This is a genomic window from Chitinophaga filiformis (assembly GCF_023100805.1).
Taxonomy (GTDB): domain Bacteria; phylum Bacteroidota; class Bacteroidia; order Chitinophagales; family Chitinophagaceae; genus Chitinophaga; species Chitinophaga filiformis_B.
This window is the reverse complement of record NZ_CP095855.1, coordinates 3,744,945-3,758,482: the sequence shown is the minus strand read 5'-3', so window position 1 is coordinate 3,758,482 and position 13,538 is coordinate 3,744,945. Positions and strand designations below refer to the sequence as shown.

Here is a 13,538-nt window from a genome sequence, read left to right as displayed (position 1 = left end):
TATAGCAATATTTTCACTAGTTAGCTTTACGATAAGCGGAACGGCTCTCTTTAATTGTCATGATGCCTCTTTCTGTTTCCTTCTTCACACGGATCAATGTGCCTTCATCGTCATACTCGTAGAAAGTAGCATAGTTATTTTCGTCCATTTCTGCCATTACGCGCTGAGTTTTGTCGTCATATGTGAAGGTCTTCAGCTGCCCGTCATATGGGAATATCCTGATATCATCAACATTTACATTATCACCATTCAACACTACTGTTACTTCTTCCATCTGACGGCCAAGGGTCCATGCCGGAATATCCAATACACCTTCTATCAGTTTCCAGCCTTCTACAACAGCTTTCTTTTTCAGCGTTGTCACACTGTGGTTGTTTACGGTCATTGTAATACCAGTACCAGTGCCTGATGGATCACTATCCTTGACCCAGGCCGAGAAAATGTACTTATTACCCGTTACCGGATTGAAACCTCTTAGTCCCAGCCAGCCGTCCGGTTTCTGGTAGTATTCACCTTTCGCGTTATTAGCGATATAAATCCCCGGTAAGTGTTCATTCGTGAAAACAGTAGCCACTAATGTAATATCTCCATTCAGCTTTAAACTATAGTTACCGCTGTGTGCGTCCTGATCATCCAGGCTGGCCGCGTAACCATCCCCCAGTACATTCCTGATGTTGAACCTGTCTGGCTCACATGGTCTGACACCCACACACTGATCATTGAACTTATAATCATCAAAACCGTCATAAAATATCTCCCGCTGGCGCATATTTGCCCCCACTGCTACCGGCAGACTGGATTTGAACCCGTAGCGCGCTGCGCTGTAGCGATTCAACGCATCCTTGTTCTCTAGGTCCTGGGAATACTTATCATACATCGTCATCGTGTTTGACGTCACCCATTCAATGTTCGTTGCTATACTCCAGCCATTATTGTACACCCAGAATGCGTAGAATTTCTCATAATAGCCATTCCTGCGAAGACCAGCGCTACCAGTAGGATTAGTAACCAGATCCTGGCCTGAGCGACTTGTCAGCCATGCCATTTGCTTATATGGCAGCCAGTTACCAAGATATCCGTAGAGATAGGGATTGATGGCAACATTACGTGACATGTTAGCACATTGGAAGGTGCCTGAACAAACATCGACAGCCCCCGACGGGCATTTATACCTGCGTTTAATAATTTCCCCTGCACTATCCTTCACGTAGGTATCTGCAGGCTTGTTCCACATACCTGCTGTAGTATATATTGTTTTCGTGATATTCTGTTTCAACTCAGCGATGGTGCTGTTATATACTTCCACGCCAACAGCGTGCTCCGGATCATTTCCAACCGCCTCAATAGTCAGAACGTGCTGTCCTGCCGTCAGATTAACGGGAAAGACTTTCCATTCTTCATAAGGGAAAGGACCAGGATTAAAAATTCCCTGGCGGACTATCGACTTGATCAGGACACCATCCAGGTAAATATAGGCCTTGCTCTGAGCACCAACTCCCATATAATAGGTCTTGGTTTCGTCTACTTTCAGACAGGTATTGATCCCTATCCTTGCATCACCAAAGTTTCCGTTTAGCCAGATACCTGTAGCGTTTAATCGTCCACATCTATTGGCAACCATGCTAGCGGATACGTCTCCCCCTGACAAACGACTTGAACTACTTGTACAACCATCCATTCCCCAAAAAGAATTTGTGACCATGTCAACCACCCGATCATACTCATCGTAAAACCTTGCTCCCATATGTGAATAGGAAGAATCCTGCGTTCCCGGTTTAACATCCAATAACGGATCAGTATCCACAACAGGCCCGTTAATGGGCACACATGCCTGGCCATCCGCACTTGCCATATATCCTGGCGGACAGGTTCCTTTAGCAGTTGACCCACAGTCCGGATAACCGTTCATGATGCTGATCTCTTCACCGTCAGGGCATATATAGTTCCCATTTACCCTTTTCCCATTATCGTCCAGTTCATACAGGTACACGTTAGGATCCCCCTTCAATTTGGTTGTAGAAAATATGATTGAAGGATCGATAGCCGCTTTATCGCCATTGTAAAGGGTATTCATATCAGCAGCGTATATTTCCGCCCCAACTGTTCGTCCATCGTCCGCCCAGGCTTCCACACGAATATTATGTTTGCCAGCCGATAAATGGTATTTTACCAGTGCCCATATTTCATAACTCTCCACGCGATCTACCTCAGACCAGGCAACTTTTACACCGTCAATGAGAATTCTCATTCTCTTAGTGCCCGCGAGACCAACAAATACATCCTTCTCTGTTTGCAATGTCAGCAATTTCTCCGCGCCCCACCAACGGCCATCCGGCAATCCCTGCAGCCAGATACCAACGCTATCCAGCTTTGAGCGCCAATAATCGGCACCCGTTATACCGATGTTATTCTGGTCATTGAAATTATAGAAGTGTGCGCCCTGCTTACCATAATCCGGCGACGATCCTCCGGACCGGATGGTATACGTAAAGGCATTATTAGTCATACCAGGTTTGTAACATATCCCATCTGCACGCTCTTCATAACCTTCAGGACAGCTTTTATAGTTACAATCCGCAGCCTGGCCCCAGGCCTCATCATATAAAACAGCCGTTGCATTTAAGACCTTATACGCTGACAGATCGCCACCGCTTAGCAACTGTAGTTTGTTACCGACAATTGGGTTCTCAAGGCTTGTAATGGCCGTAGCAGGTGCTGATAATATGTTCCTATATCCTGACCGGCAAATTTTCACCAACCCGTTTTGCGCACGGGCCAGTCTGCCTGTCTTCTCTATCAGGCGAAGCGACTTATTACCATTTCCATCAGTGGAATTTATCACCCATGTATGATATCCTGTGTTGACATTTATCAACTCATCTCCCGCAGTGAGGAATGGTTTGAAATCATCTTTGGGAATACCGTTATCGTCCGTAGCGAAATCTGTAAAGACTGTCCCCAAGGTCTTATAAGCCATGCCCATCTGGCTGTACATCCAGTAAGCCGGAATGCTCATAGTATACACCGGATCGTCAAATTCGTTCCCGGACTGGGTTAAAACGGGTTCTCCTGAATATTTATCATAAAGCAGATAAGATGCGGTACTCGTAGAACCATTTATTCGCTTCACTACCTTGCTGATCAATCCATAGTATTGAACCGTCTTCATCACAACAGACGAGCGGAATAAGCGGTAGTCATCATTCTGCGCCCAGGGAAAATGCGGAAGATAAAGCGGGTAACCATAAAAAGGGATCACATCCATTCCAAGGTTAATGCTCTTTCCTTTATTCTTCATTTCCGACTGACGCATATCAGTGATCATTTCAATGTCCCGACCAATGATCTTACCTTTTGTGATCGTACCCGTATTGTCTACAACGTCCACTATATTCTTAAGTCTTTGCGTGCCACCGGATTCTTCTGCATTATAGAAGTACTCTGTAGAAGAGATCTCCTGACCGCTTTGATTAAACACTTTTTCCGCCTTCTCCTTTCCATGCATGTCATTCAGGAATACTACATATCCCTGGGACATACTTTGCTCATAAACGGAATTACCTCCAAAGAATGAAGACCAGGCATTAGGTTTATGCAGGTATTTTTGTATTGGGGTCTGTTGTACGAATACAGGAAATTCCTTTGCTGTATAAAACTCATAGCTTAACCAGCCGGTTTTACTTTGCTGGTCTCTTTCACCTCCAGCTCCCAGGTTGCGTACCTTTACTTCACGGTATCCGACAACGGGCGCCGGGTATAAAGACTCCGCCATAGGCTCTTCCAGATAGAAAAAGTTATCTAATGCCCATTTTACCTTCTGCGTATATTTGACAGGTTGCCGCAGCGGATTCTCATCTCCGCCAACAGCCGGCTCATAAGAAGCAACCCCACTGCTGATCAGCGCATTCTCCCTCCAGGTTGTATATTCATATTCCTGACCATAAAGCGCCTGATTCTCCCCGCTCACCATACTGCCCCACTCGTCTGACATGGTTATTTTTTTAACCCTAAGGCCTCCTCCCAATTTCCTTCCATTCATTTTCACAATACGTGCAAAGCTTTTATTCAGCTTCACTTTACTTGCGAATTTTTTCCTCATTGCCTTCTTATTGAAGTTCTCTATCAATTCAGAAAGATTAGAAGTAGCATTTGCTATCGCGGTAACTATAGCAGCAACTGGTTTATCGTCAGTAATACGGCTCTTATATCCAAGGTATGCATATCTCGGGTATTCTAATCTCATCCTTTGCCACGCCGCACTCGCAAATGGATTTACCTCCACCCCACCTTCCGTATCATCCTCAAATGTCACTTTGGCTATTCCATTACTCACCCGCGCACTTTTTATCTTTGCATAACAGGGAATGAAATCATATTTCGAATCATTAGTCGACGAGACGTCATCTGTAACATTTATAAACAGTTTGCAATAGAGGTACTCCTCTCCATTAAGGCATGTATCCAGAAATGTCTGCCTGTCTGTCGTACTAAAATGCGAATCATCAATTCTGATGTCAAAAGTTTTCGCCTTCAGCAGATTGTCAACCGGATTGCCATCCTTATCATACATTGCCTGTATTGTGCTCATATCCATCGCCTTCTTATCCTGCACATAGGCATAGTCATCTGATTCATAGCTGACATTTATGACCCCTCCCGTCGGCAGCGTAATCTCACTCAATTGCCACATTCCTGCATTCGCCGCAGCATCAGTACTGTCATGTGCACTATAAGGATACTCATCACCCCTTAAATCGCCAAAGCCATCTTTGTTATTGGTTCCCGCAGGTTTGAGCGTACCCCAGCGGTCAGCTGACATATAAGCATAGTTTTGCCCCTCATTATAGCTAAACACATATTGGTGATGTTTGCCTTTATCTGAACTGCCATATTTGAAATAGACTCTCTCCAGGGTCAGCTTTCCATTCGCTCCCGAATTGGGAACTCCTGGGCACAAGTTGTAGTTATAGCAAAATACCACCGTTTTGACAGGCGTGGTCAGATCGTTCTTTGAGTACAGCCGAATCTCCTTCAATAGCTGTTGTTTAACGGTAGTATCCTTTACTCCTAACCAGTTACAGCCTAGCGCATCTTTACGATCCTCCGTAATGAAATATGCGATCATTGTTTTAGACTCGATGGAATGCAGATACCACAATTCTTTTTCACCGTATACGAAAGAGCCCTTGTCATCGTCAGGATCAGCGTTCAAACCACGGTTAAATTGCGCCTGGTTAGAATCCTTTGCATATGGGGTACGCCAATGAAAGTCTTTCTCCAACTTAGAATAGTTGAATTTGAATGCAGTTCCCCGGTCATCCTCCGTAATACCATTATCGGTCATATCTACATAGTCCGGCGACAATATACCAGTAAGCAGATAGGAGGTGGCGTAAGCTGGCTGAGAATCCTTATGATAATATTGATCGGTTGCACCTGACGAACGATAATCAATCTCACTGCCATTCCTGGCAAATGTTGCAAGGTTAGTGTTCTTGTCAACAGTAGCTCCCTGCGCCATTGCGAATGTGTATTCATCCTGCCGTTTATTGTAAACGGGTATTCCATATACCATTCTCTTACCATCATCCCCGGTAACAGACATTTCGGAAATGTGATGTGCTTTACGGACCGCATCTACCCTCGGTATGATCTTGCCTGATACAGCATTACAAGGCTTCGGATTAAATTTTCCGCTATCCAGTCTATTCAGGTCATAACTTCTGATCACTGTATCAAGTCCTGCAAAACTTGCCTCTTTGGCCGTCAGATACATTACAGCTGTGCGGCGCACTTGTCTTCCTACCTTCTTATATGCCGAATCAGAGTTTACAGTTCCCCATATTGTTGATGTCAATTTACCTTCCGCCACCTTTCCGGACAACGGAACACTGACAGGATCCTCTCCCAGTATCCTCGATGAAAATGCAGGATCATCCACATGTTTCTCTCCCACCTGCTGGAAATATGCAGGTTCCTCTTCCAAGGTGCTTTTGGGGGCAAAATCTCCCTTGTTAAGAAAGCCATTATCTTCCTTCCATTTGCCATTTGCATTGGTGATGTCTTGTACATATACAGATGTTCCCCCATGAAAATAGGCGCCAGCACCATATTCTGCACTAAAAGACTTATTATCGGAAATATCCTTGGTCTCATTATCGAACACAACGCCATTGCTATGCCTGTATAAACGGACCTGTCCGCCTCCAAACTGGTTACTATAAGAAAACAGATCAGGTGTAGCAATGGGCACAGCCAGATTATTCATATCAGGGATGACAGGATTATCCTTCTCTCTCATGAAATCCATCAACGCATCAGGAATGTTTGAACCATTCTGCGCATACAGCAACCCATAGGCTCTGGTACTTTTTGTTCTGTCCAGCACCTCGCGTTTCACTTTATATCCCGTTACACCAGCGCCGGTGAAAATACCTACAGCGGCACCTCCAATATCTCCCTTGTAAGTTGAATTGGTTGATTTAAAAGTAATATTACTTTTAGGATAAAAAGGGGGAGTATTATAACTCACTGAGGAACTGAAAAGCTCGCCTGATGTGTTACCATCTTCACGATGTACCGTTATATGGCGGTCTTTGTCTTCCAACCAAATTCTTGTACCCGTGATGGAATAAGAAGTACTGAGCGTTAATCCTTTTAACCCCTCTCTTGTGTTAAATCCAAGGCTCAATGATTCTGTAAGGGAAGCTGTATTCCCCGCAATCATATTATATCTGAGTGACGCAGAAATATTTGGAGTAACGGAAACACCATCTGCTGTGCTGGATGTCAACCCTACGCCTGCGCCAACACCAGGTGTCAGGGGGCCACAATTGGCTAATGACAATGACGTACCAGCGCTGGCTCCTATTTCAGCGCCATACCCTGTATAGTTGTCGCAAAATATGCCTAATGACAATGAACCCTGAATACCCTGGCCAAAGATCTCGCCCCGCACCGTCAACTTTCCCCCACCAGTGATCTTAGGCTTCATATAACTCTCCGTCGTCACAGTATCCCCGTTCGCATCGTCCGCGATGCCCCTGATATTCCGGTTCATAGCACCCACATTCAGGTTCCAGCCGAGTCCTACCCAGCTGGCCTCATCATCCATTCCGGAACCAGACTGATAGTTCAGGTTCACAGGGTATCCGCCTACGTCAAGTAAAGGAATATTATACTTAAAATCACCTGTAAACAGGTCCACCATATCACTGGTCCCTGCAGCCTGAAACTGTTTAGTTTCAGGTTGCACAGGCCCTGAGGTCAATGCCCAGGCCACAGTAGGCGTCAGCCCCTGCACTAATAACAAAACAAGAAAAAAACAAGCGATCCGTACACGGGTACGCGCATTTCTGATCATCATATCTTCAGACTTAAAGAATCAATATGGGCAATAGCACTTCCCTTTAATGGGAAGGAAATGAACTGGTGTGTGAACAGCCAGTCCCTGAACAACAGTTTACAATCCGGCCGCGCATATAATTTCGCACGGTCGAAAACCAGCATATATTCTACACCGTTGACAGTACCGTTGGCAACGCGGGTGATGTCTACAGCGCTAATAGTATCTGTCGCATTAACAAGCGAGAAAAGCGTATCCAGTCCATAGCTGTAACTGAGATCGCTTGTTCCCTTCATTGGCACACCTGCGCCGTTAGAGACATTCAAACGGAAGTACACCAAAGAAGTATCTTCTCCGGCGCCACGCTCAGATGGCATATATTGCAATCTGAATACGTAGTCATTGACTGTTTTCTCCTGTACCAGCTCATTATCTTTCATGGACTGTGCAAGGTCTTTCTTACCCGCACCACAGGCACAAACCAGTACTACACAACATGCGGCTATAAACTGCTTTATCATCACTCCTCTGGTTGTTTATAAATAAATCTTAATTGTTTCTGCTCTCCTGACGGCAACTTCACATCCATGATGTAGAAATAGCCATCTACAAAACCACTCTTACCTGACAGATCAATCACTACCTGGTTCATCCCTCTGGCTACTTTCACAGCGGGTAGTTTCTTTATCCGCTGATCAGGTTTTGTCAGACACTGGATACTATATTGGAGCTTAGTCTCCGCATAGGTATTATTGAATGCAAAGAGTAGCTGTCCACGGGCAATGTAAAAGTTGCCTTTAGTGAGGTCTTCCAGGTTCCTGAATGCGTCAGGAACCGGATTAACAGGTGGTTTCTCACACTCCACGGTAAAATCCCATATTTCTGATTCCGCCAGCAGCAGGTCATTTTTGTACGCCGCTACCTGCCAGGCGTATTTTTTTCCTTCCACCAACTGGTTGGACAGCGAAGGATACAGCAGTATAGGCATTGGGATCTGGCGTTGATTAATAACAGCCAGGTTCATACGCAATGCTTCTGCACGTTGCTGATCCTCCTTTACCTCAACAAGCAGCAGGCGGTACATGACGCCATTCACAGACGGTATCAGTGGTTGCCAGGAAAATGTGGGGCGTTTGTCGCACAGCTTATCGCCATCATAAGGCTGTATCAGCTGCATCGCACTGAATGGCTGCAGGTTATAACTGAAACACTGTTCCCCGATAGGCGCAGTATTATGGCTGCTGCCTTCATACAACTGGAAACAATAGTCGTAGTCCCCTTCGGGGAAGAAACCACTCTGTCTTATAACAGTGGCAATCCTGCTGTTACCAAACGAAACCGCAGCATTATATACTGCTCCCGGAGGAACGGTGTTTAATCCTGGCATCAGTTCAAAAGGGTTGGTACGTACTGTAACTACCGCTCCTGATTTCGCTTCGGTAATATTGATAACAAGATTAACCGTCTGCCGGCCGGCGGAATTACTCATTCTCACTTTGTAAACATTCTCCAGCGTGCGCCCCTGGATCTCCGGCATAAAGGAAAATGTGACCTGTGCCTTCAGAGGCAACAACGCACATAGTAACAGCCCTGTCAATAATATTCTATATCCTTTCATATTGCCGTTAGTTTATCTGGTAATGCAAAGACATTGCGGTATTGAATCTGCCATAATAATAATTGGCAGCAGTGTTCCTCAGGTTTTGCCGGCCATCGGCGGAAATGCTCAGGCTCCAGCGTTTAAACAACTGTGCCGCTACCTGCTGGCGGAGACCGATCTGTGTCACTACATCTTTACTATCCATATAGATGAGCGAACTGCTGCAGGACAATTTCCACAGGAGATACTGGTAACCGGCTTCTGTATTCAGCAGGTTATTATACACGGCTGCATTATTCACATCTCGGCTGTACAAGGCACTGACTATGACCATTCCTGGTCCTGCCATCCACGTTTGCATAGATGTAGCGTTAATGAACAGGCTTTTCACCGGTGCATCCGGCTGTTGATAATTCAGCTGTTGTAATCCCAGGCTACTGTTATTGCTGAAAGATCTTCCTGCAATTTTCCCATTGGCCTGGCTGGTAAATGATATCTTCCTGTTGAGGAAAGCGGTATATTTACCGGTTTCCGTATGCTCACTCAGGGTATTCTGCAATAAGTTCATGCTTAGGGTAAAGCGGCGGGTAAAACGATAACGTCCGTCAAAAGCATATTGCAGGCTTTTACGTTTATTGTCTGTTAACGGTGACACGGCCAGATCACGAATGTCTGTCCGCAGGCTAACAACAGCCCGGTTACGCAGCCAGCTGCGTTTTACGAGAAAGCCATACTGCAAGGTTCCCCTGCTGGCAAAGGGTGCACCAGGGTTCACATAGCCCAGGCCAGCATAGTTGAAATATACTTTATGGCTGAGCCCTATCTTCCTTACGTCTCCATTATATGCCATCCCGATAGAGGCAGTCGCCCAGATATCATCCAGGAATTGCCCGGCGGCCGATTTAGAAACTGCCGCGGCATCCTGACCACCATTACCAAACTGACCGGACGACTTGGAAAGCTCAAAGTCAAGCGTACCCAGCTCTCCCAGGCTCAATTGCTGCGAAACAGATCCTACAAAAACATTCCTGCGGATCGCTGCGGTATTGAATCCATATTGTTGTTGTGGTCTGGCATTCGCATTTAACACAGATACATGGCTTTGTTTATTGCCAATATCTCCGCGGCCGATGCGCAGGAACTGCATACCATAACTACCATTACCGGTAGCTGATTGTAAACCGACATCCTGGACACTTAATTCATTGCGCTTACCCGCTGCCAGCATGATAAACTTATTGCCCTTTAAAAAGGAACCAGCCGCACCGCTCATAAACAGATCAGATAAAGATCCTTTGCTGGCATTAGCGCCGATACTGCCAACCTTTAATTCCTTCATGTTCATCATCAGCCTTTGCAATGGGCTCATATGCAGTAGATTACCTGCAATGCGGGATGTGTTCTCAGGCTTTTTCAGCCATCCGTCAATATCTCCCTTTACCCGCTGCTGCCCTGCAAGCATCTTGTTCATCTCCTTCACGCCTCCCAGCTGCTTCTTCAGGGCCATGATCTTATTATAATATCCAACCGAAGTATCGCCATTCCGGATCAGGACAGTCCTCAGCTGAGCGCTGTCCAGGTACATGAGCTGATCGGCAGATAGCTTTCTTCCCAGACTGTCTGTGCCACCATTAATAACCGTCAGCTGATCTGCAGCATACTTTTTCATGCTGCTTTTCACATCCAGGTCTTCCAAAAAGTATTTCTTCAGATCATATTTTTTCTGCAATTGCCGATTTATCTTCTCCAGGTATGCCTCACGATCAAAGGAAACCTTCATAAAGTGAGCATCCTGCAAAGCTGTATTCGTATAATCATATCCTGATAAGGTCGAGTAATTCAGCTGGAAGGGAATACTTCCTACGGAAAAAATATCCTGCATTGTTCCCTCATTCCACCAACCAGACATCATTGCAGTGGAATCACTGTAGGTGGATGTCCAGGACATGCCCTTCACCTTATTTTCAGGCTTCCCGGGCAATGTTAAATTCCCCGGAAGCTGCTGTTCTCTTAACGCATAGAAACCACGCAGCTTATTGTCAATATATTGTGTCTGTTTTGCGCTGTCCTTCATGCCGTCGAAGATCCGCTGCATTTTTGCAATACCCGCAGATGTATTGCCGGCCTTCATATACTGTACAAACTGTGTTCTGGCGCCCTGGTGAAGACCGGAAAGTCCCAGCCTGTTAAAAGGAAGTGCCGGCGGGGCCGTATCTAACGAATGGAGATCTGTTACCTTGTTGTTAATAGCATTTACAAGCGCCGATTTTAACACAGGCTGATTGGCCAGGCTTCCCGCAGCCAGATCGTTGGGCAAACTATCACGTAACGCCTGGGGAACTAAGGGGTCAGCAAAAGCAGCTGGCATCAGCCATACCATCAGGCATACCATTACAGGCAATGCCCTTTTGTATATTTTATACATCATATTAAAGTTCAAAACAGGTACAGGAAACACGTCCAGGTATAGAAGAGAAACTTTTCCCTTGGCAATAGAATTTCCTAAAATAAGTACTACAAGTCAGCACGGGACATATCACCACTCACTCATTTCCAGCTTTCGCTTCCAGGGCAGACAAGCGCTTCTCTCTGTCGCTCAGCAGCTGTTGTCTTTCGCTTATCCTTTCCTCCCGCTCCTCCAGGGCTTTCTCCTGAGCTATCAGGTATAAGGTCATTTCCTCGATCTTCTGCAACAACTTCGCCTGGTTCTGCCCCAGCTCCAGAGCATTATCACTTACTTCCTTCGCAGAAGGCATCTCCGGAAGATGTTTATGTCTCGTTATAAAGTGCTCCAACTGCTGTAATGAAGGCAAATGGTAGGAAGAATCAAACACGAAGTCCGCCCAGTTATTGGGAGTGATCCGCACTTTCTTTGCCAGCATTTCTCCGTTTACAGCCAGTCTCACCTTAGGATCGGCCGTGCCTATCCCAACATTCCCGGTGGCCTGCCTTATATACAGGAGAGATTTGCCCAGCTGTGAATTGTAAAACTCCCAGCCGGCCGTAACAACGGAAGAGGTACACTCAAAACGCACTACTCCCGGATCTACGGGTGAACCTTTCAACCAATGGGACTTCAGCGTCTGGTTCACAGGATCAGAAGTAAAGACCAAGCCATCCACGTTCCTCACCGAAATGTTGTTGGTAGTAGTATTACCTTGCGTAGTAACCGTCTGCAGGTTGGGCGTCTGCGCGTACCCGCTCAAAGTCAGGCCTATCGAAACAAATACAAAAAGTAACTTGCGAAACATAACCATTCTCCCTGCCTTTATTTTTGATCAATTCTTTTTTCCAGCTCCTTCAGGCGCTCTTCCTGTGCTGCAAATTGCTTATCCTGCGCCTTTATCGTCTCCTCCTGTGCCACGAACTTCTTATGCTGCTCAATCAGGTATAATGTCATTTCCTCGATCTTCTGCAGCAATTTTGCCTGGTTCTGGCCCAGGTCCAATCCCTGCTCGCTTACCTCTTTTGCAGAAGGAATACCCGGCAGGTGTTTGTGCTCCGCAATAAAACGCTCCAGCTCCTGCAATGAAGGCAGTTCATAAGCAGATTCAAACACGAAATCCGGCCAGTCGTCAGGCGTTACCCTCACCTTTTTAGCATAGATATCGCCGTTCACAGCCAGCTTTGCTTTAGGATCTGTAGTGCCAATGCCCACAAAACCGGTGCTCTGTTTTATAAACATGACAGACCTGGCCTGCACGGCGTTATAGAACTCCCAGCCTCCGGTGGTGGTGGTTGAAGTACAATCAAAGCGGAGTGTTCTCGTCTCCGTTGGTGATGGTCTCAGAAAATGCGATACAGTAGTATAGCCAGTGCTCGCATCAACACCGATATTTAATCCATCCTTGTTCCAGATAGAGATACTTTTTGTCGTTGTATTTCCCACGTCCGTCACCGCCTGAAGATTGGGGGTCTGCGCATGGACGTTCAAGGCAAATATTCCGCATATAAAAAAAGTAAACGCTGATTTACTATTCATAATCATCACTAGTTATAAAATCAAATAGTTAGCACCTTAAAATATATTGTCCCAATTGTTTTCATTCTCATTTTAAATGCAGGCATTATTACGCCCCGGACACACCAAGGCAGGCTATGCCCTTTGCGTAATGCGCATCAGATTGACAAAGTAAAAAGCCCGGGAAACGCTCATAGGTATACGAGAGCTATTCTTCGCAAATAGATATAGATTTCCCTGAACAAAGTATTGAAAATCAGCTTAAGGTTATTTACCAGGACCTTTAATCCTGTAGCATTCGAAGTACCGAAAATCCACAAGCACACACACTCATTACAGATGCTGGGCAGTTAACAACGCTTGACAGATACGAACATTATGACTTAACCATAGGTATACACTGACTAACTTAAGTGCAAAGAAAAATAATATTCCTAATATTAGAAAATTTGTCAGCAAATTTATCGAGATATTTTTTTGCGGCGATCTGATTTTCATACCAATGAATTAATGAGTTAAAGATCGACCGCCGGCACGCAGTCTACATGCGTAACGTTTTAAAAATATTGTAACTCCTTTTTCCCCACCCGGACGTATATAGCGCTACGCCAGCTTTTTTACTCATTTAAACA

At 45.6% G+C, this 13,538-nt stretch carries 6 protein-coding genes; all 6 read right to left on the bottom strand.

The features are described 5' to 3' along the window. Positions 1-16: 16 nt before the first annotated feature. Positions 17-7,366, bottom strand: coding sequence for a hypothetical protein (locus MYF79_RS15085; protein WP_247814799.1), 7,350 nt, complete (start codon positions 7,364-7,366; stop codon positions 17-19). Then, the gene (locus MYF79_RS15080; protein WP_247814798.1) at positions 7,363-7,866 is read right to left on the bottom strand and encodes a hypothetical protein; all 504 of its coding nucleotides are present in this window, start codon (positions 7,864-7,866) and stop codon (positions 7,363-7,365) included. Before MYF79_RS15080 ends, MYF79_RS15085 begins: the two co-directional genes overlap by 4 nt. Then, positions 7,866-8,963: a hypothetical protein gene (locus MYF79_RS15075; RefSeq protein WP_247814797.1), complete on the bottom strand. Its 1,098-nt coding sequence runs from the start codon at positions 8,961-8,963 to the stop codon at positions 7,866-7,868. Before MYF79_RS15075 ends, MYF79_RS15080 begins: the two co-directional genes overlap by 1 nt. A gap of 7 nt (positions 8,964-8,970) precedes the next feature. Continuing rightward, positions 8,971-11,373 carry a hypothetical protein gene (locus MYF79_RS15070; protein ID WP_247814796.1) on the bottom strand — a complete coding sequence of 801 codons (2,403 nt, stop codon included), beginning with the start codon at positions 11,371-11,373 and terminating at the stop codon, positions 8,971-8,973. A 115-nt stretch (positions 11,374-11,488) separates the two neighbouring features. After that, the gene (locus MYF79_RS15065) at positions 11,489-12,196 is read right to left on the bottom strand and encodes a hypothetical protein (protein ID WP_247814795.1); all 708 of its coding nucleotides are present in this window, start codon (positions 12,194-12,196) and stop codon (positions 11,489-11,491) included. 17 nt (positions 12,197-12,213) lie between these two features. Next, positions 12,214-12,927, bottom strand: coding sequence for a hypothetical protein (locus MYF79_RS15060; protein WP_247814794.1), 714 nt, complete (start codon positions 12,925-12,927; stop codon positions 12,214-12,216). Between the last annotated feature and the right edge of the window lie 611 nt (positions 12,928-13,538).